Source organism: Desulfitispora alkaliphila (genome assembly GCF_050433185.1).
GTDB classification, from domain to species: domain Bacteria; phylum Bacillota; class Desulfitisporia; order Desulfitisporales; family Desulfitisporaceae; genus Desulfitispora; species Desulfitispora alkaliphila.
In genome coordinates, this window is sequence record NZ_JBNPXS010000004.1 from 55,327 (window position 1) to 80,929 (window position 25,603).

Sequence of the window (25,603 nt, forward strand, 5' to 3'; positions counted from 1 at the left end):
TCACTTAGATTTTAGCAAGTACATCTAACTTCTTGCCCTCCGTATCCATTTGTACTTTTTCATAATTTACCTTTACACCATCATCAAGATCTATAGGAGTACGAGCTAATGCAAGATGGGCAATCTTTTCATCGTACTCTTTAGTCTCTTTTAGCTGCTTTATAAGCTTTTCTTTTCTCTTTGTGGCCGCAGTAACTTCACGAGCATTATTGCTGTTTTCAATGGTCTCCTGCATTCTTGTTATCTCATTTTCATAAATTCGTTGCATCTTGTGTAGGTAATCAATACGCAGATTACCTATGGTATTTTCATCATATCGGTGCATATATATCAATGCTTTAAAACCATTATGTTTGCCGCTGTCAAACAGCCAATAGATTGGTCGCTTTTTATAAATTTTACAATGATCTTTAAAGAAATCCTTGATAAAGTAATTTCTAATAACCTCACGTGAAATATTACCTTTATTCCCTAAGGCTTCAGCTATAAAGTCAAGATTCTCTTCAATGGTATCCTCTCCATACACTTTTTTCACAAACGCTACAAATAAGCCTACGATATCATCTTTAAAATACTCTTCATCAGTAATTGGTATGATATTTTCCTTATCAGGTATAAAGGTGCTATATTTACTATTATCCCAGTCTCCACCTGCATAGGCAAGGCCTTCTACATCTAAGGAGTAGCGACCAATCATGCAGCCTACAGCATAGGAGATAAAGCTCCTGATATCACGACCAATATTAGCTTTTCGAATACTAACATCCTTTTCCTTGACTTCTGGTGTCAATTCATCTGAGAGCCCATAAATGTCTATGAAAATACGATTAAGTTCTTCTTCATTCTCTTTAAGCCGATTAAATCGTGATTTAGCAAATTGTTGCCAATCAATAAAAACTTCAGAAAGTATTTCTTTATTCATTATAAGTGGGTGGATCTTAAAATCTGCAGAGGTTTCAAAACTATCCCAATCCAATTTTACATAAGAGATATTCTCTTTGACTAATTTCTCTATAATATCTTTTTTTTCATAATCAAATATTATAGGCAACGCTTTAATATCTTTAACTTGTAAATTAATAGTTGGATTCATCATATTTAAAATCATACCTGCTACCTTCGTGTTAAATAAACCAAGAACATAATATAAATCTTTAATATAGCAAATCGTAGGACCCCCTTTATCAAATCCCCCTATAGGTGGATAATATCGAAATCCAGTCCCTTTTGTAGTAACAGCTGAATAAGTTATACCCTCTCTGTACCAATATTTTTCATTTAAATAATTTGATGTGGAATTATTTTTATAAAAATTAATCGCAGCAGAGCTTGTATCAACTACCAGTTCAATGTTTCCGTACCACTTCCTAAAATCGCCACCTTTTGCGTAAAAAGACCAATTTTTGTTTTCTCCAATATGTTTATTACTAATTTCCCATATATACCTGATGAATTTTTCATTATTCGCTGTAATATTTTGTGATCCGGTAAAATCACTAATACCATCTATTCTTAAACCTTTTTCAAAATTTGACACAAATTTCTCACTTACCCAATATGCAATTGGCATACTTGGAATTTTCAATAAATTATCTTGATGAGGATAATACCTGTTTTTAGCCTCAAAAAATTCTCCTTCTTTTTCGCCTCTACGAGAATAACAATAATCAACAAGTCTGATTCCTACAATTTTTCTATTTGTATGACAAGTGTGATTTACCCAAGCTACAATAGGATTGTGACCTACTTTACCTTCAAATAATTCAGTGCCAAAATCTACTATTGATACGAAGTCAATATTATTTAATATATACTCCCTCAAACTCTCGAAACTTTTTAAATACATCCATGAGGATGTTGTTATAAAAGAGATGTAGCTGTTTTCCTTAGAAAAATCATCAATGGCCTTTTTATACATAATCATTGATAAATCTGATTTAACACTTGAGTAATGGTTATTCACATACTCTAATAATTTAGTACTAAACCTTAGACTGCTGAAATATGGAGGGTTAGTTACTATCACATCAAACTTTCCTGCTAAAACAGAAGCCACTTGAACGAGCTTAATAAGTTGTTTCCGAGTCATGTCAATATTGATTGTGTCAATTGTGATCTGTCCAGAAATATTGATACTGTTTAAAAAGTCATTTAGTAAAACCCAATCTAATTTCTCTATTTTTAGTATAGAGCCATACTCCTTAGCATCATACATCTGGTCTATCAAGTATTCCATCTGACTAAGTGCATTTTTACGCATTCTTTCGTTCATTGCCGAACCAAAGAATTTTAATTGATTTCGATCAATCGTATTACTTTCTATTATCTCATAAACATTGCATGATATTTTAGATGTGAAAATTTGTCTATTATATTGTCTTGCTTTCATCATAATAGCAAAGTACGCAAGCTGATATGCACGCTTATCTATATCTAATCCATATATATTCTTCTCAATAATTTTTTTTGCAGCATCTCTTTTGCTATACCCACAGCATTCATATACTTGCATTAATATATCAAACGCATACACCAAAATGTGTCCGCTACCCATACACGGATCAATTAGTTTAATTTCTTCTGGGTTAATTACCTTGCTTCGCTTATATATATCACTCAGTTGTTCGTGCACTTTTCTATCTTGTTCTACGTCATCAATATAGTATTTCCATCCAGCACACATGTCCTCATTGGGGTGTCCTTTTAACCAAAAACGCCCAAGACTATTTTCAATCATATATCTTATAGCCCAGTCAGGAGTATAAATTGTTGTAGCAGCAGGCAATAATTCCTTAGAAATCCTAGTTTTAGCCATACTTCCATCATATACTAGTTCGTTGATTTCCGTATTATAATACTGATACAACCATCCTATAATCTCAACTTGTCCTTCCTTGGATACATTAAAATCATCTTCTGGGATATCATTAACCAAGCGGTAAACAACACCATCTTTATCCGTAAAAGATACATTTAAAAGAAGTTCAGTATAGTCACTGGTTTTCTCAAAAAGATTAGGAAGGTTAGCGTTTAAAGCATTACACTGCTTAATAAAAAGCATTCGAAACAGTTCATCCAGCTTGTTTTCTTGTTTAAGCTTCATAACTTGGTCTTTTTCGTAAGCTGAATACTCAAGGTCTACGTCTAATGCGTGTGTTACAATATCTGGTTCCGATTTCCCTTTACTTTCAGAAGAAAGTACCCTTACTCGGGTTGGAAGATAATCGTTCACTTCCATAAAACGAATAGCAATCAGACGATTAAACCAGGTATAGGCTACTTCCTCGATAACATTTTTATATGCTGTATTATAATCAACCTGACTGGATTTTCGTTGAATCTCTTCTACTAATTTCTTTCGCTGTTCAATTTCAGTGCCTGTAATAGAGTTCGGCTCTTTAGTTCCGATATCAAAAAACTGAACAGTTTGTGTTGACTGTGGTAGCGGATTCTTGATTTCTTTTTCAGTGATGCCTAAAAGTCCAGCTTTATAGATTATATCTGCTATGAGCTTGTTTCTTGCCCATATAGCAAAATGCTTAATCGCAGTTTTATTCATGGTTTTCCTCCTCTAAAACTCAATATTTATTATGGTATCTTGATCGATTTCCTTCATGATTTTTTCTCTTAAATCACTTATATATTTATCTAAATCTTGAGTCGTTTCTATTTGCCATGATGAAGTCAAACTTACATTCTTAATGCTAATGCTCTTTCTTTTTTTCACTGGTGGCTTTGGACTTGGAGTCTCGCCGCCATATGGAGGTGTTTCTTCGGCTATTTTTTCGTCTTTTCTAGCCATTTCATTAAGAAGTCTTACTTTCAGTGCATCTGCTTCAACCTTTACATTCTGAAGCGTAGCCACATTGTTGCATGTAGTTGCTTTATCATGAATTTCTTTAAATAGCTTAATATACCGATCTTTTAGCTCATGCTTATAAGCCTTGGTATCAAGCACCTCAAATACTCTAGTTTTTGAATCTGCTATGGCATTTAGAATAGGTCCTTCCATTTTAGTTAAAACAGCCATATAAGCATCGTTGAAACGATCTAAAAGATCAGGTAGTTTAGGAATATCACTATATGGCATTTCTTTAGTTATAATGCCTTTAACCGCTTTGACACATTCCTCTACCTTTTCATCTACTATAAAGGTTTTACTTTCATCATAGATTTTCATCAAACGAAGGGCACGTTCAAAAATAGTCTTTTGTTCCCCTGAGAAAAATGCTTTTACAGGTTCATAATCTTCCGCAAAATCAAGATAGTCATCACGATCGGAATGGACTTTTTTGAAAAATTCTGAAGGCGACTCTATCTGAACAACTGCACGAAGTAAGCTTTTACCATTAGTAATGATTTTCTTCCCTGGCAAATGGTGACTACGATACATGATTTCAAACTTTTCCAGTTCGTTAATAATATTCTTGCTATAGCTTTGGAATGATTGCATCATGGAATCATCGTCATCATTGATACTTGACACACCAAATAATTCCTTCATGACTTCACGAACAGCTTTCTTCTCTTCAATACCCGCTTGCTTACGTCGTTCTGTAAGAAGTTTTTCAACATACTCTTTTTTAGTGATATATCTAATGATCTCATCTTCCGATTTATTCATTAAAGTAATACTAGCACCATTAACCGTCATAGAGATATCTCCATTTTTAAACAGCTTTGCCACTATCCACTCCACATCATCTTCCACAAAACCGTAAGGTGCTTTCATAAAACGATCCATAATACTTTTCATAGATGTTTTCGTATGCATAGATGAGTTGCTAGCAATATAACTAAGTACATCATGGATAGCATTTACATTTGCTTCCTGATCACCTTCAATGGTTAGTGACTGCTGGTTGGATGATTTGAATAATGCTCTTATATTTGCTTCATTCATAGCAGCATCAATATAGGGTAGCTTGTGGTAAACGGTAGAAACTAATCGTCCGATAGCTTCATTAATACGAGAAGACACCTCTTTCGATCCAATCTGTGCCCGATCTCCATTTACATATATGTCAGCATTTTTCATAGATTCTTGCAGAAACAGTTTTGCATTGCCATTTCTTTCACGCATCTCAATTCGCTTAGCCTCTTTGATCTGCTCAAACTTAGCTAATTTATTTGACGTCGTAAGCCTTAAATATTTCTCTATTTTAAGAGCACTTCGGAGTTCATTTAAAAAAGTAGAATCATTAGGTAGTACAACAAGAACTTCCTTACCTTGACCTGACATCATTCGAAGGGTAGTTTCATCCTCCCCGTAATCAGACCCTGGAGTCAAAACACGAACACCAATATCGTGGTTTTGATTAGATTTGTAAGGTCTATCATCTACAATCTGGTTGAAAGCAAAGCTATATCGTCCATTGAACGCCGGATATCGGTATTTCTTATCACTGAAAATGTCTTCGAAAATTAGCTCCGAAGCTTTACTTATTACCTCTGCCATCTCGACGTTCTGGTTTTCAATTTCTCTATTGATTTCCTGCTCTTCATCTGTTAAGAATACATAGATTTCGCCATTTTTTTGAACTAGCATCTGACGAACTAAGATCTTCAGTGCTTCTTCTACTCGCTTTTTCAAAGCAATTCTATCGGTGTCAATATCTGATATCATCAGACTGGTTATATTGTCAATATTCGCAGTAATTTCTTTAACATACTTAATCATAAACAGAGTTTTTAGGACATTGACATTAAAGCAATCCGCTTCTTGATCAGGGTTGATATAGCTATTGTCAGCCGCACGTGAAATAACCCCTTTGTGACTGTGGTCCAGAAACTGATGCAGGGCATCATAGAACACATTAAAGGGAATCAAAGCACCATGGTCTCTATCCATAAGCTTCATGGCTGACTCCTTAAATAGTGCAATCATGGAACGTTCACCTTCAGAAAGATGCTTACCGGATGCACCATGAGTTCTGATAGAAGTTAGAACACTTGCCAGCAAATTGAACTGATAAGGTACAAAAGGATACACCAAAGAAAAGTCATTTTCATTACTATATAATTTCTTTTCTACACCATCATTAAAGACAATTAAATTTTTAATAATTGTCGATTTTTGCTCATACAAAATTCTTAAAGTTTGGTCAGCTGTTGTTGTTTTATCAAGGATTCTCTTCTTAATAACCTCATCCACATTGGCAGATGACAAGGAAAGACGTGTGTCAAAACGCCCTTGAATCTTCGAAAAATCATTGCCTTTTGTTTTTGTAATGGAGTCAATATCCTGTTGGCTAGTCACAACTATCCAAACCTTACCTTGGCAAGCGGTACCCAGATCCTCCGTTACCGTCTGTAGGTTGAGCATGAGCTTAGAATCCTCGCCTATGTACTGCCCAATCTCATCTACTAAAAACACAATATGGTGGTTGCGTCCTTTTCTGTCAAGATACTCCCTTACCATTTTAGCAAAATTTTCTATGCTAAGTTGATAAGGTTCCGTAGCCTTTTCGCACCAATTCCTAGCTGCTGCTTCACTCATGAATTCCATTTCTAACAGGACTTCAACTACAGAGTCTTGAATGAAGTCAAATTTATGTCTGGATTCTTCCCATGGTTTCCCGAAGTCTTCCTGAAATTTATTTTTAAATATCTCGTATTTCTCTTGCTCTACCAATTGCCTTTCCAAATCTGCAAGAAAAGGAATGGATCCACAAAATCCTTGCATTTCATTAAACACCTTTAAAAATACAGAAACGATGGCATCCTTTGACTGCTTTCCTGACATTTCACTCTTTGAGTCAATGTTAAAGAGAACCACATCCGTAGGAACACTAGCCGCAAGTTTCATATCTGCAAGCACGATTGGGTCGATAATTTTGTTGTCATCTATAAAATAATCGATCGCATTCTTGCCATTGACTACCTTGTTCTCAAGTAAATAAGATAATATTTTTAAGAAGTGGGATTTACCACTTCCAAAGAAACCAGAAATCCAAACACCCATTTTATCTGTATGGCCATTGACACCTTTTTTGTAGCTACTTAAAAAGTCAGCAAAATGCTTTTGAAGCTCTCTGGTAACGACATATTCTTCAAGTTCCTGTTTGATATTTTCGTCATCAGCTTGCCCTACTTTGATAACACCTTTGATATCTCGATCAATTGGCTTTGCAAACATATCTTTTATAAACATATCTTATCCCCCTCTAATCTACTAGCTTAAAAGCTCTGTAGTAATTATCATCTTTTATGGTTGAAAAAAGGACCAATTCTTGTCCATCATATTTTCCAGGATAAAAAAGAACTACCGGTACTCTGTCTATCGCTTGATGGAGATTATTAAGTATCTTGTGTGATCTTAGTATCGGATAGCATTTACCTATCCCTATCAGAAAGACCACTGCATCCTTCGGTGTGTTTTCTTGTATATGTTTTACAATCATGCTGTCTTCATCATTAACTTGTAATAGATTTCCCACAGCTTTGATGATACGTTCAAGACCTTTTTTCTTTTCAAATTTAAAGCATTGATCCATAAAGCCTTCAGATTCTAGAATATCAATTACAATATCATATAAATCAAAGACAACCAGCTCAAAGCCATCTGAACCTTTTAAATTTTTACCCTTCATATAATCAATTCGTTCCCTGACAATCAACTCTTTCTCAGCAGGATAATCAAAAACATAGTACCCTACTTCATTTCCCAATCCTTTGTTCTGTCTAAAGCTCTCACTCTTTATAAGTCGCTCAGCAACATCCAGCCTTTCTTCTAAACTGGCCATCTATCTCACCCCCATCAAAGTATGAAGTGTTAACCCCATATGGTTTTCTTTGAGTTTATCCTCTAATGTCTTGTCGAGGATTGGTTTTCGGATTTTTCGGACCTTAGTTGCCCTTTCCAAAACCCCAGCTTCCATAAGAAGGGTCTTATAGCAATTCCCAAGGCGCTTCAATGTATAATCTGTCCACTTAGCAACTCGCTCATTTTGTAATTGCTTGTCTTTGAAGAAGATACTGATATCACTATCTGTGATTTCATCCACACCAATAATCAGTTTTTCACGGTAGACTTCATACATGAAATCAAAGAACAGTGTATCGCTCTCCATTATTGCGACTAAAGTAATAAGCTTTTGATTCAATACGTCACTTTCTTCAAATAGTCTATAAAAGCTAGGATCCAAGGCTTTAACACGAGTAGATATGGTATTAAAAATTTGAATGGATCTTGCTTCTGTCGGTGCTGAAAATATATTTTCTTCTAAATTCATTTCCTTTATTTCTGGTAGCGTCTTTCCACTATTCAGTAATTGAATTACCTTGCGAAATTCGGAAAACCAGAACGAAAGTTTGACCATTCCTGCACTGTATTCTTTACGTTCCATATTGTTTTTCCTCCTGTTATCATATCTATTCATTTACTTTCTTTCTTATCATCGGCTATTGGAATTACCTCCATAATGTCCCCTACATCACAATGAAGAACACGACAAATTTTCACCAGTACTTCCATTGAAATATATTCATTGTTTGATAATTTAGTCAAGGTGTTAGGGCTAATCCCTGTTTCCTTGCGCAATTCAGTTTTTTTCATGCCTTTATCGATTAATAACTTAAACAATTTGTTATAGGATACACTCATCATAAACACCTCGATTTTTAATTAGGAATAGAATTACACAAATATAGTATAGCACAATAGCTTTCAAATAACCAATAAAAAAATATAGATATTTGAGATTTTTTCTTAAATATAAAAATGGTTGACAGCTTAATTTCAGCCTATAATGAGTATCTTAAGGATTCATTTGCTGAAAAATTTTATATAGGAGTTCTTTCGCTAAACCGTTAAACCCTTAAAGCAAAACTACATTTCCATGGGTGAGCTCAATTCAGCTCTTTTTCCTCATCCCCTTAAAACACACCCAAAATCTATCTCTTTGGCCACTCTCAAAAAATAAACAAACCCCTGAAAACACCGTAAATACGTCATTTCCAAGGGCTTATACATCTATTTTCTTGTCAGCAGAGCAACCGCCTCAACATGATTCCTTCAGGGAAACAAACATCATTACAATTTCGCAAAACACCTTCATTCTGCGAAATTGCTCACCCCCCTAAAGCAAAAATCCCCTAAACCGTAGTCTAGGGGAACATAAATCATTCTTCGATTTTCATTTAAAATCTATAAGCCACTGATTCCAACCTACTTCTTCTCTATCAACACCACACACTCGACGTGGCTCGAGTTGATAGCATTGATGTCAGAAATTGATTTTTGACACCGACGTATTGGGGAAGAGATCAATCGGTTTTTCGCTTATTTTTGAGAAACCGTCGTATGGGGAAACAGGTCGAGAGCATTAATCGTGTTCAAAACCTAACTTGTATATGTCTGGCTAATCGGGTATAAGGTCAGATGGTGGTGGGAGTTGAACGCACACAGCCCTCAAAAGGCACGACTAAACTTGCTGGACAAAATTCCTGCCCCCCCCGTCCCCTTATTGATCACTATTGGTAAAACAATTGTTATCAGACCAATCGCTCCAACCTTCGGCATTAAGCATCGACACTTGCCAGCAGTATATTTCACCGTCATCCAAGAAGTTAGAAACAGTATAACTGCTTTTTGTGCTTTCGGTCAAACGGTTATAAAAAACTGTGCCATCACTTTGCCTGACAATTCTTATTCTATAATTTTCAGCACACTCTGTAGCTTCCCATCTGAAAGTAATTGAAGTCCCTGGGATAAAATCTCCTTCAGCGGGAGACAGTGCTGCTAGTTCTACTGGTTCTTCCGCAGCTACATCTGTATCAGCAGATGGTTCCTCTTGTTGTTCTGGTGCTGGCTCTGTATCACCAGATGGTTCCTCTTGTTGTTCTGGTGCTGGCTCTGTAGTTCCATTACAACCTACAACTGCTATCGACATTACTAACAGTACTACTAAACTCAACAATAACATTTTACTCTTCTTACTCATTTTCTTTAACCCCTCCTAATGCGTATTTATCATAACTTGCTAATAAAATATACCCGTATATTTATTAATTTTATCTTCTTAAGTATACTACATTTATTGATTTAGTGTATTCCCCTGCTCCATATCTATCACAATGGAAACCCAGATGAAGCTATTAACTTGTTTGTTCTTGCATTTCTCAGCATGCTCATCGAATGAGCAATATGTCGCAAAGTGCCTAAATTTAAGGATTTCTAAGTTTTTGCTTTTTGTAGTAGATTTACCGTCTCAACATGAGCGCTATGAGAAAATAAATCCACCAATTTCAATTTCTTCACCCGAAAACCTCCCGGTAGACGGTAGTCGATATCTTTCGAACTTCCATAAACCAAATGTCTTTTCCCCTATAACAAAAAAGAAAGGTCCTGCCTCCTCTCTTTAACTTTCCAACTCATCCCTTTTTTCAACATCCAATAACCTTACCTGCTGCTCTAAGTTCTTTACTCTTTGGTTGATGCTCTCCGTTTCTTCATCGGTTAAATCTCCATCTACGACCTTTTGGGCTAGCTCTCTCATTTCAAAGATTTTTTCCTCTATCAAGTCAAGAATTTTGATTCTGTACTTTACCCTTTCCAGTTGTTGTTCCATTTCTTTTTTAACTTGCTCTTGGTCTTTCATTTTATCAGTCCTATTTGGTTTTAATTATAGCTTGATGTCTAAATTACTACCCAGGTTAGGGTTCACGGATTGCTCCATCATCCTTTGACTAGCCTCTAAGGATTCTAGACTACTCCCCATTAGCTTTTCCAATCCTCCACTTTGGGTATCCATCGCCATCTTCATGACGGATATACTAGCTTCCTGCTGGAGCTTCATCTGGCTGAGGCTCATTGATAATGCTGCTATATCCATGGTATTCGCTCCTTTCTTTTAAGAAACAATATATGGCTTTAAAACTCTAGTCATCTCCTCTTTCCAGGCATCAAACTTTGGTATTAAATGTAGCTTCATTATATCTATTGCTTTTTTGCCATTAGTTTGCTCTAGGTCTTTTAATAGTATTTCTAGGGCTGATTTTAATTCTTCATTTTTACTTTCTATTTCATTTTCTTCAAACTTTACTATTAATGGACTTACTGCTCCTTCTATTGTTGTAAAGGCCTCTGTAAGGTCTATTAGCATATTTATGGTCTCTTCTACTTTCAGTTCATTAAACTTTTTATTAACGTAGTCTATTCCTTCTTCCATGGTTTTCATTAGTTCTATTGTGTTATTTATTACTACCATTTCATCTTCGGTCATTATCTTAGTCATATTTTCAATCCTTTCTTTTTTAGTCATAGTATTCAATACTTACTTTTCCATCTTCCTTATACATTTCGTACTACCTGCATAGTCTTCTATTCTCTTTTTATATAGAATCCATGAATTTATATTGATAAGTATTTATTACCATTTAGTTATTTTTTACTTTATCACCTACTTATATTAAATCCAATTTTTTCGCGACTTTTATTCCCCTTCTTTCAAAGAATTTATTGAATAGTTGCTTAGCTAAATTTCTAGAAAACACTCCACTTTTAACCATTCCCCATTTTTTAATATCGTCAATATCAACCACACCATTTTGAACTTTTTCATCTACCAACTTGCACTTTACTTTTTTATATCCTAAATAAGCAAAAACTGCGATTCTATGCTGTCCTTCCGTAAACAAAAATCTATAATCCTTTCCATTTTTCAAAATATAACCATACATATATCCATCCACATAAATTTCAGGTTCGTAAGGACTATCTTTAAGTATTTTATAAGTAGTGATTATTCTATCAAACTCTTCTTTTCCAAAAGAGTCTTTATTAGGTCCAAAATGATGACTTCCACCCGGTCTTGTTTCTACTCTATTAGTTTGAGCTTTTACTTTACCTTTCACATTGAACCATGGATATATTCCCCAACCTTCTGAAATTGGCTTTTTACTTTCTTCTATTTCGTCATCAAAATAATACTGCTCTTGTAAGTTTCTAGGGGTGAAGCTTTCATAGTATTTTTTTAATACTGAGTCTTCGTATCGAATATTTGGATTTTCTTCATATTCCTTTATCACTTCAACAAAATGTTGCCAGTCATTGACATAGTGAAAACCATTTAAGTCGCAACATTTTTCTATATCTACATAAAAGATACTCGATTTTGATTTTTCAACTTCTAAACCTGTTGGTATTAAGGTTTTATTCTTCTCTTCTTTCAAATTATCTAAGAAAAGTAATTCATATCCTTCTATTCTTTTATCTCTTATCACCTTGTATGTTTTTTTACTATCTATATATTCCTTAAGCTTAGATATTTTCTCATGCATTTCACTATGATCTTCTAATTTTGCCGGTAGTGCGAAGAAGAAGTGTTCTTTTGATTTTTCTTCTAATGTATCAATATACTCCTTTAGTTCTTCTAGCGAGAATTCCTCAAAAAAACTACGCTTTCTAGGTAACAGAATTATCATATTAAAGTTATCCGATAGTTTTTTTGCCTTGTCTAGATCGAAGTTCATGTCTAGGTACTTTGCCGTCCCTATGGATGTATCCCTAATCTTACTATTTAATTCTATTCCTATCCACTTTAACCTGGTTTCAGTATTATTATCCACTGCTAAGACATTAAAGCCTATATCTGAGAGGGTTCTTGCTATTACTCCATCATTACAGTTTATTTCAAAGACTTTCCCCTCATCAATTTTTGCGTTTTCTATGATTATCTCTAAAAAACCTTTAGACAGTCTTAACTCGTCGAGCTTATAGATGATTCTTACAACCTCTTTATTTGCCTTTACGATATACTCATAATAGTCCTTTTTATGATTGATTTTCATACCTCTATTTTTATTCTTTTCCAGTTTAAGCTTGAGCCTATTCATTGAATTTTGCACTAGTTTTTTTTCTTTTTCATCTTGTATTAGAAATTCTGCATTTCTGTATGAGTTATAAGCATCTAAATACTGCTCTTCCTTTTCAAAGCATGCCCCTAAAAAGTAGGAAAACATGAAAACATTTGGATTTTCTTTTAACCCTTGTAAGAAAAGTTCCTTTGCTCTTTCAATATCACCTTGTTTATATGTAATTTGTCCTTTATATAGTAATATATCCTTATCTTTTGGTATTACCTTCTCATATTCTGCAATTCCTAACATAGCCTCTTTATATTTTTCTTCTTTGATATATTTCTCTATGGTTCTTTTGATTTTTTGTATTCTATCTAAAACATCCTTTTGATCCATGAATATGGCCCTCCTTATAAAAGCATTATATATAAAGAGCCAGAGGAAAAATCCTCTGACCCTCTTATTGGATCTTGCTTTTGAAATTGTTTTAAGCTATTGATCTTATCCTAATAACTGAAGCACTGATTGTGGTGCTTGGTTTGCTTGTGCTAACATGGCAGTTGAAGCTTGTTGTAGTATGTTTTGCTTTGTAAGCTCCATCATCTCTTGTGCCATGTCTACGTCTCTAATTCGAGATTCTGCTGCTTGTAAGTTCTCAGATACGTTATCTAAGTTGGAAATGGTGTGCTCTAGTCGGTTTTGGATCGCACCAAGCTTAGATCTTTCAGCTGATACGTTTTCTAGTGCATCATTGATCGCTGTAATTGCCACATTGGCTGCTTCGTGTGAAGAAATGTCAATTCCTTCTACATCTCTAGAAAAATCTGATGCGGAGAATACATCTCCTACATTCAATCCTTGCAGATTGTCGTATCCTCTTAGGTCAAACTGAACTCTGTTCCCATCACCATCGAAGAAACGCACTGTATTATCACTTGGAGCAATAGTATCTGTATAAGTGTCTGTACCATCACTGAAAGTTAACTCTACACTATCGTCTGCTCCTGCTCTTAGGCTAGCACCATTTGTACTAATAGCAAGAAGACCAAGTATGTCTCCATCAGTTGCTACAGTAATGGTTGATGCCCCTTCAAAGTTTGATTCTAAAATAATATTGTCTCCTGCAGTATTTAATGCTGCAATATCTCCACCAAATCCAGTTGTTGCCTCTGCGTTTATTGCTGCAACTAAATCATCAAGTCCGTGTACTCCTTGACTTAGAGTAACACTAATTGTTTGCATATCTCCATTTGCATCTGCGATGTCAAATTCCATTTCTCTTCCTGCTGTATTAGCTGAAGACAAGTCAAGTACGTTATTATCAACTTCTACTTCTAAACCAGTCATTGTAATGGATGTAAGTCCTGCTGTTGCAGTTCCACCAATATCTAAATCATCAAAGTCAATTGTAAATGTAATGCCATGGTTATCATAAGTGAAATCTGTATTTCCATTACCACCAACACCTAATCCACCTGAATCAAATGTGTAAGTGTCTGTTGATAAAACAGTGTCACCAGAAGATTTAATGATAACTTCTATAGTTCCAGAACCATCAGTTGAAAGTCCTGTTACATTTAAATCAAAATGGTCCGTTCCTTCTAATAAACCACTTGCATTTACTGCGACTGTACTTATTAGAGATGAATTAACTGAAGTGGCTGCAGAAGCATTTACACTAAAATTACTTAATACTGCATGATTTGCTATTGCAGATCCACCGTCATCTACGATATCATTTAAATCAAGGGTGAACGTCTGTCCTGATTCAATAGATGTTAGAGTAAAGTCAACACCGTGGTCATTATATACAAATTCTCCGTCTGTGTTTGCTGCAATTCCAGGATCCACACTTGTAAACACATTACCATCAGCATCTTCTGCACTAATATTAACTGTAATGTGGTCTCCACTTGCAGAGGCTTCGATCTCAATTTCATTTGTTTGAGCTCCTGATGAAGTGTTCCCTAAGTTAGTCCAGTCAAACCCTGTATAAGCTGCAATACTGATCTCGTTTCCAGCAAATTCAGCTTGTGCATCAGTATTCGAAACTCCAACAGCAAAATACGTGTCAATATCCGGTGCATATTCTTCAATCACATTTTCATTGTCAGCTGTAAGTCTTGCTGCTATTGCTCCACCACCAGTTGCTGTTAAACTGAATCCGTCTAAATTAAAACCTAAATCTGCTTCTACCCCTGTTACACCTGCACCAGACTGACCCATACTTGTAACATCAGAAACCACTTCTAAAGCCTCAGCACTCATGTCATTAATAGCCAGCTCAATATTTTGGTCTTGATTAGCACCAATTTGGAATATAGTATTATCCATAGTTCCATCAAGTAAGTTTTGTGTATTAAACTCGGTAGTTTCAGAAATTCTTGTTAATTCTGCAGATAGTTGGTTTACTTCTTTTTGAAGCTCGTCACGGTCAACGTCTACATTGGTATCATTGGCTGATTGTACTGCTAGTTCTCTCATTCTTTGAAGAATCGCGTGAGATTCGTTTAGAGCACCTTCTGCTGTTTGAATAAGTGAAATACCGTCTTGTGCATTTCTAGAAGCTTGATTCAAACCTCTAATTTGCCCTCTCATCTTTTCACTGATTGCTAATCCTGCTGCGTCGTCTCCAGCTCTGTTAATTCTAAAGCCTGAAGATAACTTTTCCATCGACTTTGAGCCACTGTTTTGAGCGATCCCTAACTGACGATGGGTGTTCATTGCCATTAAGTTGTTGTTAATTCTCATTATTAATTCCTCCTTGAATTATATGTATTCTCCCTTGAATGGCTTCCTTGCCTTAAGGGAAACTTAGTATCTTTGATTCTTCAGAGCAATCCGGCCGGAATTGACTGAGTGAATCAATTACTTGACTCATTAATAGTTTCGGTTATTATTTCTATTTGATTAAATTGTTGTACGCTGTTTTAAGAGATTTAGCTGTATATATTTTCTTTTTACGCTGTAATTCTCTTACTAAAGCCTCAATCCTATTTTTTTACTCGTCCTATTATTTCTTTTAACTCTGTTATATTAGGGGCAGCAGCCATTCTATTTTCCTGTTGAATTGCATCGTAAAGCTCTTTTCTGAAAATATCCACCTCTTTTGGTGCATCTATCCCCAAGCGCACCTGGCCATCCTTGACCTCAGTTACTGTAACTTTGATATCCTTCCCGATGACAATGGCTTCCCCTTCTTTTCTGCTCAGGATCAGCACATTATTTCACCTCTTTCTGGGCCTGCTCATTAAAGAGCCGGTGGCGAGTTGTGTAACCACTATCAGGCAGTATAACTTGTTTACCCAGTTTTCGGCGACCATTGATAATCAGTGGAGCCTGAAGATTTGCTGTCATCTCTTGAGGATTGTTGTGGGGAATTGTGACTAACACCAGGATTACTGCCTCTTCTTCCCTTTCAATGCCAATGTCTACCAGGTCGCTTTTGTCTAGCTTTACTTTGTAGTCGGTAAAAAAGGCCATGGGTTCTGCCACCACGAAGGACAACTCGAGTTGATCCACCGCTTGAAGGAAGTGAAAGGGACTGTCCTCACTGTGATCAATTAATACAAATCTGTGGCTTTCTTCAAATCCGGGAATGCCCCGAGAAAATAAGATAATATCATCGGGGTTTATTTCTAATTCACCAAAGTCTCTGGTATTTATCTTCATTGTTACCCTCCTATAGTGAAAAAGACCCTTTTCCGGGTCTATTTTAAAATATTTTATCCAAATTATTACCTACATAGGTGATGTCAATATGAGGTCTCTGTTGCCAGTACACGTCCACATTGCCATCTCTAGCATGAATGTTAGTCCGACCCCTAATGAGCTGGCCATTGACACTTCCCTTCCGTACATCCACCTGTACATCTCTAATGTCAAACCTGATATCCACTGGAGTTTTGGGAAGAACTTCAATAGTTAGTCGCTTTTCTCTGGGAACCTGTTCCCGCTGAGCAGTTATTCTAGCTACATTTACAGACTCATGAAAGTCCGCCATGCGGTTGCCCTCATTCACCCTGCGATCTATCCCCCGAGCCGCTGCCGCCCTGCCATTATTAGCATATGTTTTGGCAAAAGATACATGTTTCTTGCGACCAAGCTCGTCAAACTGCTGGGTTTGATCTATTTCAACTATCCTGGGGTGGTGCACATCAATGATTACCGCTGGCTCTACTGGACTTAACTCCATTCTAGGTTGTTCAGACTTCATTTGAAAATGATTTTTAGTAATATTTAGACCTATTTGGCCCTGTTGACTGTGGATTCTCAAATCCATTCAACTCACCGCCTAACGCAGGAAGTCAACTAATGTGGGCTGAATAGTTCTAGCTCCAGTAGCTAGAGAAGCCCGATACACATTCTCAAAGTTAGTAAAGTGGGTAATAGCCTCGGCCATATCCACATCCTCCATCTTGGAGGATAGGTCTGTTAGGTTGATGTTTAAGTCTGTTAACCAAGATTGGGTGTGATCTAATCTATTCACCCTTGCTCCCACATCAGCTCTAGTAGTGAGGATATTATCCATAAACTTGTCAATCTCCCCTAAATATTCTGATACAGCCTTTTGATCTATATCTGGGTCAAAATCTTCTTTACTTAATTTATCTGCTAATTCATCTAAGAGGCCAAAAATGTCTTCTGTAACTTCACCGTAGGTAGCAGATGCTTCGTCATTATCTCTAATCCCAAAGACGTTGCCGCCATCCACATTGATTGGCACCTTCACACCTTGGCCGATTTCAAATTCAATATCCTTGCTGTTACCTTCCCACTCTACGGCACCATCTCCATTAATTACAGCTGGGGAGTTTAGTGTATCGGTCCCTGCAAAGATATGTCTATCTCCCACCTTGGTATTGGCCACCTGAACTAAGTGATCTCGCAGCTGTCTAATTTCATCGGCCATTGCTTTAAAGTCAGTTTCTGAGTAGGTGTCATTGGCACCCCTCACTGTGATTTCCCGAACCCGGTGCATTACATTTCCAGTCTCACCTAATGCTGCGTCTATGTTCTCCATCCAAGTCAGACCATCTCCCACGTTACCTTTGTACTTGTCTATTTCCGTGCGCTGGGTTCTATTTCTAAGAGCGTTAACCAGGTTAGCTGGGTCATCGGCAGGGCGCCGCATCTTCTTGCCACTGGCCATCTGGTGCTGTATTTTTTCCATGCTGCGCAGGTTTTGCTGCATATTGCGGAGCATATTGTTGCTCATCATGTTTTGAGTTACTCTCACCACTCTCACTCCTTCTACTTGCTTTTACCTATCTACCTTCCAACTAATCCTACTCTATTTATAAGGGTATCTAGCATTTCATCCATGGTAGTCATCGTTCTAGCCGCCGCATTGTAGGCGTGCTGGAACTTAATCATATGAGCCATTTCTTCATCTAGGGAAACTCCTGAAACAGATTCTCTTCTGTTTATCTGTTGATTGAGTAACTGCTCCTGGTTTAAAGACATTCGCTCTGCTTCTTGGGTGTCTATACCCAGTTGACCTACTACCCCACGGAAGAAGTCGTCAAAGGTTGCTTTAGAAGTATTGACTGTCATATCATTTCCATACTTATCAACAATCGTAAAATTATCACTAAAATTGCCTACTCCGACCCCAGGCAACTCTACCAACTGAGGGTTTCGCATATATTCCCTTGAAGTTATAACTGCCATATTGTGCTTAAGTTCTGCTAATGCTAATGCGTTTTGATTGTCACCTGCTATCACTCGTTCCTTTCCAGATTCACCTATAAAATCCCTACTAGCAGCAATCTTACCAGTATCATTAATAATTTCTTGGTCCACAAACATATCTCTAGCTCTAACTGGAGCTAAAGCCTCATACTCTTGAATAGGCGGATCGTTAGTAGTATCTTCCGCTTCTGATAATATGGTTTGAGTGAAAAACACCCGCGCATCTGTATCATCCAACCCATAACCCTGCAAGTGAGTCCAGTTAGTTGCTGTAACTACAGAATTTGCTAAGTGGTCTATCTCTCGCATCATGTCTGGGATAATTCCCTTTACTTCTCCATTCTCTATGTAACCCACAGATTCCATGAGGGCGTGTAGCTCTCCACTTCTAATATTTAAGGCTGCCCCATCTTTCCACTGGACCGTGTTTATGCCCTTGATTTTGTCCAGTTCCCACTCGTGGACATTTCCGTCTAAGTCATTGTACTGACTAGTACTGGTCATAGGCACAGTCTCTAGTTCATTAACCCTAGTTCCCATCACTAAGGCCTTGCCGCCCACTGTTATCCTAACTGAGCCGTCCTGGTCCTCCACATAGCTCATGTCCACAATCTTACTCAGTTCATCCATTAAGTGATCCCGCTTATCTCGCAGGTCATTAGCGTTGGAGCCATCCACTTCAATTCGCACAATCTGATCATTTAAGTCTCTAATTTGTCGAGCTAGTGAGTTAATCTGATCTACCTTTACTCCTACAGTGGCGTTTATATCCTGCTGAAGCTCTGTAAGCTGCCTGTCCATATGGCGGAAGGTCTCAGCCACAGCAATTCCCCGTTGGCGCACAGTTGCTCGCACCGCGTCGCTCTCTGGGTTCTTGGACAATTCCTGCCATGACTCCCAGAACTGATCCATTACCGTGCGCAGTCCCGCGTTAGAGGGCTCGTTAATGACCACCTCTAGCTTCTGCAAAGTATCTGCCTTGGCATCCCAATAGCCCAGCTCTTTGCTCTCGTTGCGCACCTGTAAATCGATGAACTGATCCCGCATGCGCTGAATTTCCTGCACCTCAGATCCTGTTCCCACCTGCCCCGCTTGATGGGGCTTGTTCATGCTGGGAATAGTCCAGGGCCTAGTTGCACTCTGAACGGCACTTTGCCGAGAATAACCTGGCGTATTGGCGTTTGCTATATTATGACTAGTCACATCAAGGGATCGCTGTTGAGTCTGCAATCCCTTTCTGGCTATTTCTAAACCGAAAAAAGTAGTCCGCATTCTGCTTCCTCCCGTATGTTACTCTTCTATAATTAAACCCGCTTATCAAAGACCCGGTTAACCGACTGGCGCTTATTGGCATCCTGTTCTGAGCCCCGGTCGTAGGTCTTCTTCTCCTCAATTGCGGTAAACATTTTCATGGCGTAATCGATATAGCTAAGGGAATCCTTAATCAAAACCTCATTCTGGCTACTCACTGTCTTGATTTTGTCCACTTTGTCCGTAAGTTGCTTTTGCAACTCTATAAATTCCTCTCGCTTTTCCTGGGGTGCCACTTCAATTACCATAGACAAGGTTATATCCTTGGCACTTAAGCCCAGCTCTGTGCCCAAATTAGCCAGAACTTGGGAGCGTTCCTCCTCCAGTTTGCCCGAGGCCACAATTGATAATTGCTGCTTTTTCAAAGCGCTATTGAGCTCCTCAAAGTTGTTAGCCACCAAGGCTTTCTGCATCTCCTCTGTTATGCTCAAAATCCCATTGTAATGTTTTACTTCATCTCTTAGTACCTGTGCCAAATTTGCAAAGCTGGACATCTAATTCACCCCATCACTAAATTAATTCATCAATTCCCTTAGTCATTATTTTCTCTGCGATCTCTTTACCTGAAACATTATAGGTTCCCGCTTCTACCTGTTTCTTCACCGCTTCTACTCGTTCCTCTCGCACCTGAGAAGTCTCCTTTAGGGCCTTGGCCGCTGTCTGATACAGCTTCCCCTGTTGAGAGATCATTGACTTATCCCGCTTCTGCACTCCTGTACTCTGCTGCTGGTTCTTTTTCCCTTCTACAGCAGTCTTCTTATAGCTATTTAGCATGCTATTTAAGTGGGGATGTGTTATTTTCATGGAATTCACCTGCCTCACCGTACTTTTCTACTAAACCTATTATCGGCTAACAGTATCTTTTTATAAACAGGAGTATACCCTGTTTATTATTAGCTTCCTCCCCATATCTCCCTCATACTCATTCTCAGTGCTAAAAATAGCCTATAGCGTTTAATATTTTCTTATATATGGAAAAAAGCCAACCGCAACCAGTTGACTTTTAGCGCCTTCTAAATCTGTCCTTCATATGGATCTCCATTTTATCCTTTTTACTCAAATTGGGATCCTTACCCTGCCACTTATTTTCATCAGAGGCATCTCCTCCACCTAGTCCTTGAGATAAACCGCTCTTTAAATCCTTGGCACATTTGTCGCAAAAACGCCCTGTGAATATCTTGGCATCACAGCGCTCACAATAGAGCACAATACCGCTAGAGTTCTTGCTCAGCTCCAGTCGCCCTTCACGCAGATAGGAAATAATCTTCTTTTCGCTAACTCCAGTTTCCTCGCTTACTACAGCAATATTAGCTCCTGGATTTTCCCACAAATATTCCTTTACCTTTAGGTAATTCTCTTCGTCCTCTTCTATACATCTGGGACAGAGATTTCTAGTAGTGTACATAAAAATGCGTCCGCACTGGGGACAGTTCTTAACGCTCATTTGCCCACCTCCTCTTGGTTCCTACACTGTTTTCCTTTATATATTTTATCTTTTTTCGCCTAAAGGTGAGCTTATTCCTGCATTTTTTATCTAGTTTTAGAAAAAATATATCAAAAGTCCTATTACTTTAATTGTTAACCCCTAGAGCCAAAGCAAATACATTAACCTTACTAACTCCTACACTCAGCAGTTCTCGAGCTGCATAGTGACAGGTAGCTCCCGTAGTAACCACATCGTCAATTAAGATTACATCCTTCCCCTGAAGCTTTTTCACCTCAGATGGTTCAACTGTAAAGGCATCCCGCACGTTATCTAAGCGCTCACGCTTGCTCAACTTGCTCTGAATAGCCGTATTTTGCTCTCGCTTTATGGCATTTACTACAGGTATTCCTAAGTTCTTGCCCAGCTCCAGGGCTAGTTCTTCTGCCTGATTAAAACCCCGCTGGACTAATTTTTCCCCATGCAAGGGTATGGGTATCAAAGCTGCAGCGTTGCTGTAATCCCTGTGCCCAATCAATTCCGTAGCCATAATCCTTCCCAGAGATGGCCCCAAGCTGCGCTTCCCCACAAACTTGTATTGGTGTAGCATTTCTTGAAGTAGACCCCTGTGGTAGCCCACGGCCCGAACTAGGGTAAAGGAATCCCTTAAGGACTCACAGTTAGGACACTGAGCTACTTGCCTTTGGGTACTCTTACCACAGCGCTTGCAGTAGGGTGGAATAATTTCTTCTAACTGTCTCAGACAGTTACCGCAAAGCCCTGCTCCCCTGTATTCCTTATGGAAAAAGTCAGAGTGCATTGGGCCTGCACAATGGGCGCACTGGGGCTCCCTAGGTAAAAACAGATCCATCATCTCCCCAGCTAATTTACTTAACATCACTGCTCTCACCACCTTCGGACCACATGTTTTCCTCTACCAAATACCCCTTAGCTCTGGCCAAGTTGTTCTGGCGCCTAATATCCCGCACTGCTTCTTCCATGGCTTGACTAACCTTGTCTGCTACAAAGAGCACTTTTCCCTGAGGATATTTACTACTGCGACCGGAACGACCAGCCATCTGAATCAGTGTCCCCCGGTCAAAAATGTGACTGTACCCGGAAAAGAGAACCAGCACATTGGCCTTTTCCACTGTAATGCCTCGCTCCACAATGGTGGTAGTCACGAAGATGGGGAACTGGCCATGGGCAAAGCCCCTGCATTTCTCCCCTCGATTATCATCTCGGGAGTGACTGTATTCCACCCAGGTGCCATCAAAGCTGTTAAAGGGCGGAAGGCGAGTGGCTTCCTTCAGTGCCTTTCCCACCTGCTCTGCCAGGAAGATAGAAGGGGTAAAAACAAATAGCTGGGCTAAATCCCCCTCTACTGAGCTGTGGATAAATTCTAATAGTGTATGGCTAATGGAGAGCTTTCCACCCTTGACCAGCTGACAGTGCTTTCCTATTAAAAACTGAGGCTCGGGCACTGGATGCCCGTGATGGCGCGCTGGTATATGCACAAGCCCAATCTCACCTCGGTCTGCCTCCACAATCAAGTCCTCTCTGGGAGTGGCACTCATGTAGACTACCTTGCCCTCAGGTTTTTTTGCTCGCTCCACTGCTCCATAGAGCATGGGGCTTCCCCTAAAGGGAAAGGCATCTACCTCATCTAAGATCACCAGGTCAAAGCATTGGTAAAAGCGCATGGTCTGATGGGTTGTGGCCAAAACCAGCTGCCCTTTGGCATACTTGTCCTTGCAACCACCGTACAGGGCTACCACATCAGCTTGGGGAAAGGCTGATTTAAGCCGAGGCCACAAGTCAACCACCACTTCTCTCCGGGGAATGGCAAAGAGCACTCTTCCCCCGCGATTTAATATTTTCTCGATAACTCCATAGCTAACTTCAGTCTTGCCCGCTCCACACACTGCCCATACCAGAGCTCTCTGCCATCTGTCCTCTCCCTGAATTCGTTCCAATTCTTCTTTGGCGTCCTTCTGGGCTAAAGTCAGGGGAAATCCCAGTTGACAAATAATCGGTGCCCTAAAACTATCTGCATCCTCAGCACTGCTCCCGTAGCTACTGGTAGCAGAAACCGAATAAAGAGCCCTGCACAGCCTCACTTCTCCCATGGCTATACACTCCTCACAGTAAGAGCAGGATTTGCTGTTGCAGTCAAAGCAGGTAGCTACTACAATCTTTTGGGTGCTGCCACAGCGAACACAAGCCTTCCCCTCCTGGCTCTCATATTGAATACCAGGATATATATGAAGTTCTTCCTTCAGATATAGTAGCTGCAGTAGGGCCTTTAGCTCAAAGCTAGATAACTCCTGCTCCAGCCACCTGCTGGAAATAGCTTGTCTCACTTCAGCACCCAAGAGAATCCGCCCCTCTAAGAGTTCCTTTAATCCATCCAAGTATTCCCCTTCTTGGGATAGCTCTAAGCTATAGCTTTCTGAGGCCTGAAATTGGTGTAACTCCTGCTCTATTCCCAGTTGCTCCAAAGCACCCTTAGTGCGCCGCTCCAAATCCTTAATCAAAAGGCCCATGGAGCTAGTAGCTGGAAAATCACCTAAAAACCTTTCCAATAGTTTCTTGGAAAAGCTCTTAGAGCTCACTTGATAGTGAATTGGCTTATGAGCTTCCTTGGAGCTCACCTGGGAAAACACATAGCAGGCTTGTCCCAGTGGAAGCTCTGGAGTAAGGCAGAGCAGGCTGTGGTAGCCCTTAGCTGCCTTTAAGTAACCCAAATCAACTTGCGGGACGGGACTCAATGCCAAGGTGGCACTGCGGCTTCCCCAAGCCACATAGAGATAGCCCTTCCAACAGAGATTATCAACTGTTTTCACATTTCACTCCCCCTCGACCGGTTTCCCGAGTCAGCCTTTTAAGCTTATCTACCAGTGCCCCTGTGAGAACACTACTATCATAGCGCCAGTGCCAGTTGTCACCAACCGTCCCCGGAGTATTCATCCTGGCCTCGGTGCCCAAAGCCAAAACATCCTGCAGAGGTACAATAACCATGGAGGCGCTGCTCTCAAAAGCCATCTTAAGCATACGCCAACACAAATCTTCTCTTCCTACGGTAGGTTCAATCTGAAAGTACTTCTGGGCTAACTTTATCACCTGCGGTCGCTGCTCCAAAGACTGACTGTACCAGCCCCAGGTAGTGTCATTATCATGGGTTCCCGTATAGATAACCTTATCCTGGGCAAACAAATTTGTAAATAGGTCTACAGGGCCCCCTTCCATGAGGAAATGAATAATTCCCATTCCTGGATAGCCAAGCTCTGCTCGCATCTGGTTTACTTCCTCAGTGATAATCCCCAAGTCCTCTGCAATCACATTCATCTTGCCAAGCTGGTTTTCTAACTCTTTAAAGAATTCTGCTCCAGGGCCTTTGACCCAATGCCCATTTACCGCTGTCTCCTCGCCCCAGGGCACCTCCCAACTGCTCTCAAAGCCCCGAAAGTGATCAATCCTCACAATCTGGGCAGTGCTGAAGGCCTGCTCAAAGCGCTGGCGCCACCAGGAGTACTTATCTTCCTTCATCACATCCCACCGGTAGTGGGGGTTGCCCCAGAGTTGCCCCGTCTCACTAAAGTAGTCAGGGGGAACTCCCGCAACTACTGTGGGCAAATTATCCTGATTTAGCTTAAATAGGTGGGGGTTAGCCCACACATCACTGCTGTCATAAGCAACAAAGATGGGGATGTCTCCAATAATGGAGATGCCCTTTTCTTCAGCGTATTCTTTAATTTGCTGCCACTGACTGAAAAACTGGTACTGGAGGAAGTAGTGGTAGTCAATTTCACCTTGGAGTTGCTCCCGCCAATGTTCTAGAGCCTGCTGTTGGCGCATTACCAGTTCCCGAGGCCATTGGCTCCAAGCCTGGCCTGAAAAGTTCTTTTTAAGCGCCATAAAGAAGCAATAATCATCTAGCCAGTATCTATTTCTACTAACAAAGTGCTGGTACTCAGGTGCGCTTGTGCCCCCTTCCCCAAAAAATCTGTCCTTAGCCTTCCGCAACAGGGGCTCCTTTAGCTGAGCTGCTAAGTCAAACTGAGCCCTGTCACTGGGGTACTTCTCCTTTTGCTCTAGCTCTAACTCTGCTTGAGCCAACAGCCCCTGACTCTCCAGCTCCTCTAGACTTATGAGCCAATGATTGCCTGCAAAGGCAGAAAAGCACTGATAGGGCGAATTTCCGTATCCCACAGGATTTAAGGGCAGAATCTGCCAGTATCTCTGCTCACTGGCCGCCAGAAAGTCTACAAACTCCCTGGCTCCTGCTCCCATGTCCCCAATCCCCCACTTAGAAGGTAAGGATGTGGGGTGAAGTAAAATTCCGCTTCCTTTATCTAATCGTTTCAAGGTAAC

General features: G+C 39.4%; 22 protein-coding genes. All 22 read right to left on the bottom strand.

The annotated features are described in order from the left end of the window. Nucleotides 1–4: 4 nt before the first annotated feature. On the bottom strand, nucleotides 5–3,559 hold the full coding sequence (gene pglX / locus GGQ84_RS02675; protein WP_429158788.1) for a BREX-1 system adenine-specific DNA-methyltransferase PglX: 3,555 nt from the start codon (nucleotides 3,557–3,559) through the stop codon (nucleotides 5–7). Between the two features lie 12 nt (nucleotides 3,560–3,571). Continuing rightward, a complete protein-coding gene (gene brxC, locus GGQ84_RS02680) occupies nucleotides 3,572–7,153 on the bottom strand; it encodes a BREX system P-loop protein BrxC (protein WP_429158791.1) in 3,582 nt (1,193 codons plus the stop codon). Nucleotides 7,154–7,166: 13 nt separating this feature from the next. Next, nucleotides 7,167–7,745 carry a DUF1788 domain-containing protein gene (locus tag GGQ84_RS02685; RefSeq protein ID WP_429158794.1) on the bottom strand — a complete coding sequence of 193 codons (579 nt, stop codon included), beginning with the start codon at nucleotides 7,743–7,745 and terminating at the stop codon, nucleotides 7,167–7,169. After that, nucleotides 7,746–8,348, bottom strand: coding sequence for a DUF1819 family protein (locus GGQ84_RS02690; RefSeq protein ID WP_429158797.1), 603 nt, complete (start codon nucleotides 8,346–8,348; stop codon nucleotides 7,746–7,748). It lies immediately after the preceding gene. 29 nt (nucleotides 8,349–8,377) lie between these two features. After that, nucleotides 8,378–8,605: a helix-turn-helix domain-containing protein gene (locus GGQ84_RS02695; protein WP_429158923.1), complete on the bottom strand. Its 228-nt coding sequence runs from the start codon at nucleotides 8,603–8,605 to the stop codon at nucleotides 8,378–8,380. Between the two features lie 859 nt (nucleotides 8,606–9,464). Beyond that, nucleotides 9,465–9,944, bottom strand: coding sequence for a fibronectin type III domain-containing protein (locus GGQ84_RS02700; protein ID WP_429158800.1), 480 nt, complete (start codon nucleotides 9,942–9,944; stop codon nucleotides 9,465–9,467). A gap of 417 nt (nucleotides 9,945–10,361) precedes the next feature. Further along, nucleotides 10,362–10,601: a hypothetical protein gene (locus tag GGQ84_RS02705; protein ID WP_429158802.1), complete on the bottom strand. Its 240-nt coding sequence runs from the start codon at nucleotides 10,599–10,601 to the stop codon at nucleotides 10,362–10,364. 24 nt (nucleotides 10,602–10,625) lie between these two features. Continuing rightward, nucleotides 10,626–10,835 (bottom strand): YjfB family protein, encoded by a 210-nt coding sequence (locus tag GGQ84_RS02710; protein ID WP_429158805.1) that lies wholly within the window; start codon nucleotides 10,833–10,835, stop codon nucleotides 10,626–10,628. Nucleotides 10,836–10,853: 18 nt separating this feature from the next. Next, on the bottom strand, nucleotides 10,854–11,264 hold the full coding sequence (locus GGQ84_RS02715; protein ID WP_429158808.1) for a DUF8042 domain-containing protein: 411 nt from the start codon (nucleotides 11,262–11,264) through the stop codon (nucleotides 10,854–10,856). 142 nt (nucleotides 11,265–11,406) lie between these two features. After that, a complete protein-coding gene (locus GGQ84_RS02720) occupies nucleotides 11,407–13,197 on the bottom strand; it encodes a tetratricopeptide repeat protein (RefSeq protein WP_429158811.1) in 1,791 nt (596 codons plus the stop codon). 105 nt (nucleotides 13,198–13,302) lie between these two features. Further along, nucleotides 13,303–15,552 (bottom strand): flagellin N-terminal helical domain-containing protein, encoded by a 2,250-nt coding sequence (locus GGQ84_RS02725; protein WP_429158814.1) that lies wholly within the window; start codon nucleotides 15,550–15,552, stop codon nucleotides 13,303–13,305. A 242-nt stretch (nucleotides 15,553–15,794) separates the two neighbouring features. Then, nucleotides 15,795–16,022 (bottom strand): carbon storage regulator CsrA, encoded by a 228-nt coding sequence (csrA, locus tag GGQ84_RS02730; RefSeq protein WP_429158817.1) that lies wholly within the window; start codon nucleotides 16,020–16,022, stop codon nucleotides 15,795–15,797. Nucleotide 16,023: 1 nt separating this feature from the next. Continuing rightward, on the bottom strand, nucleotides 16,024–16,473 hold the full coding sequence (gene fliW, locus GGQ84_RS02735; RefSeq protein WP_429158820.1) for a flagellar assembly protein FliW: 450 nt from the start codon (nucleotides 16,471–16,473) through the stop codon (nucleotides 16,024–16,026). A gap of 43 nt (nucleotides 16,474–16,516) precedes the next feature. Then, complete coding sequence (locus tag GGQ84_RS02740; RefSeq protein ID WP_429158823.1) at nucleotides 16,517–17,083, bottom strand: DUF6470 family protein; 567 nt, start codon at nucleotides 17,081–17,083, stop codon at nucleotides 16,517–16,519. Between the two features lie 12 nt (nucleotides 17,084–17,095). After that, entirely contained in the window at nucleotides 17,096–18,040 is a 945-nt protein-coding gene (gene flgL / locus GGQ84_RS02745; protein ID WP_429158825.1) for a flagellar hook-associated protein FlgL, read from the bottom strand. A gap of 32 nt (nucleotides 18,041–18,072) precedes the next feature. Next, nucleotides 18,073–19,767, bottom strand: a complete 1,695-nt coding sequence (flgK, locus tag GGQ84_RS02750; protein WP_429158828.1) for a flagellar hook-associated protein FlgK — start codon at nucleotides 19,765–19,767, stop codon at nucleotides 18,073–18,075. A gap of 32 nt (nucleotides 19,768–19,799) precedes the next feature. Further along, nucleotides 19,800–20,300, bottom strand: a complete 501-nt coding sequence (locus tag GGQ84_RS02755) for a flagellar protein FlgN (protein WP_429158831.1) — start codon at nucleotides 20,298–20,300, stop codon at nucleotides 19,800–19,802. A 16-nt stretch (nucleotides 20,301–20,316) separates the two neighbouring features. After that, the gene (gene flgM, locus GGQ84_RS02760; protein WP_429158834.1) at nucleotides 20,317–20,610 is read right to left on the bottom strand and encodes a flagellar biosynthesis anti-sigma factor FlgM; all 294 of its coding nucleotides are present in this window, start codon (nucleotides 20,608–20,610) and stop codon (nucleotides 20,317–20,319) included. A 199-nt stretch (nucleotides 20,611–20,809) separates the two neighbouring features. Continuing rightward, complete coding sequence (locus GGQ84_RS02765) at nucleotides 20,810–21,250, bottom strand: TIGR03826 family flagellar region protein (protein WP_429158836.1); 441 nt, start codon at nucleotides 21,248–21,250, stop codon at nucleotides 20,810–20,812. 127 nt (nucleotides 21,251–21,377) lie between these two features. Continuing rightward, nucleotides 21,378–22,127, bottom strand: a complete 750-nt coding sequence (locus tag GGQ84_RS02770; protein ID WP_429158926.1) for a ComFC family protein — start codon at nucleotides 22,125–22,127, stop codon at nucleotides 21,378–21,380. Continuing rightward, nucleotides 22,117–24,075, bottom strand: coding sequence for a DEAD/DEAH box helicase family protein (locus GGQ84_RS02775; protein WP_429158839.1), 1,959 nt, complete (start codon nucleotides 24,073–24,075; stop codon nucleotides 22,117–22,119). The genes GGQ84_RS02770 and GGQ84_RS02775 overlap by 11 nt, the downstream gene beginning before the upstream one ends. Further along, complete coding sequence (gene malQ / locus GGQ84_RS02780; protein WP_429158842.1) at nucleotides 24,062–25,597, bottom strand: 4-alpha-glucanotransferase; 1,536 nt, start codon at nucleotides 25,595–25,597, stop codon at nucleotides 24,062–24,064. Before malQ ends, GGQ84_RS02775 begins: the two co-directional genes overlap by 14 nt. Between the last annotated feature and the right edge of the window lie 6 nt (nucleotides 25,598–25,603).

Coding starts and splice junctions, on each gene's coding strand:
- pglX (WP_429158788.1), bottom strand. CDS start 3,559: ATGAATAAAACTGCGATTAAGCATTTTGCTATATGGGCAAGAAACAAG.
- brxC (WP_429158791.1), bottom strand. CDS start 7,153: ATGTTTATAAAAGATATGTTTGCAAAGCCAATTGATCGAGATATCAAA.
- GGQ84_RS02685 (WP_429158794.1), bottom strand. CDS start 7,745: ATGGCCAGTTTAGAAGAAAGGCTGGATGTTGCTGAGCGACTTATAAAG.
- GGQ84_RS02690 (WP_429158797.1), bottom strand. CDS start 8,348: ATGGAACGTAAAGAATACAGTGCAGGAATGGTCAAACTTTCGTTCTGG.
- GGQ84_RS02695 (WP_429158923.1), bottom strand. CDS start 8,605: ATGAGTGTATCCTATAACAAATTGTTTAAGTTATTAATCGATAAAGGC.
- GGQ84_RS02700 (WP_429158800.1), bottom strand. CDS start 9,944: ATGAGTAAGAAGAGTAAAATGTTATTGTTGAGTTTAGTAGTACTGTTA.
- GGQ84_RS02705 (WP_429158802.1), bottom strand. CDS start 10,601: ATGAAAGACCAAGAGCAAGTTAAAAAAGAAATGGAACAACAACTGGAA.
- GGQ84_RS02710 (WP_429158805.1), bottom strand. CDS start 10,835: ATGGATATAGCAGCATTATCAATGAGCCTCAGCCAGATGAAGCTCCAG.
- GGQ84_RS02715 (WP_429158808.1), bottom strand. CDS start 11,264: ATGACTAAAAAAGAAAGGATTGAAAATATGACTAAGATAATGACCGAA.
- GGQ84_RS02720 (WP_429158811.1), bottom strand. CDS start 13,197: ATGGATCAAAAGGATGTTTTAGATAGAATACAAAAAATCAAAAGAACC.
- GGQ84_RS02725 (WP_429158814.1), bottom strand. CDS start 15,552: ATGAGAATTAACAACAACTTAATGGCAATGAACACCCATCGTCAGTTA.
- fliW (WP_429158820.1), bottom strand. CDS start 16,473: ATGAAGATAAATACCAGAGACTTTGGTGAATTAGAAATAAACCCCGAT.
- GGQ84_RS02740 (WP_429158823.1), bottom strand. CDS start 17,083: ATGGATTTGAGAATCCACAGTCAACAGGGCCAAATAGGTCTAAATATT.
- flgK (WP_429158828.1), bottom strand. CDS start 19,767: ATGCGGACTACTTTTTTCGGTTTAGAAATAGCCAGAAAGGGATTGCAG.
- GGQ84_RS02755 (WP_429158831.1), bottom strand. CDS start 20,300: ATGTCCAGCTTTGCAAATTTGGCACAGGTACTAAGAGATGAAGTAAAA.
- flgM (WP_429158834.1), bottom strand. CDS start 20,610: ATGAAAATAACACATCCCCACTTAAATAGCATGCTAAATAGCTATAAG.
- GGQ84_RS02765 (WP_429158836.1), bottom strand. CDS start 21,250: ATGAGCGTTAAGAACTGTCCCCAGTGCGGACGCATTTTTATGTACACT.
- GGQ84_RS02770 (WP_429158926.1), bottom strand. CDS start 22,127: ATGTTAAGTAAATTAGCTGGGGAGATGATGGATCTGTTTTTACCTAGG.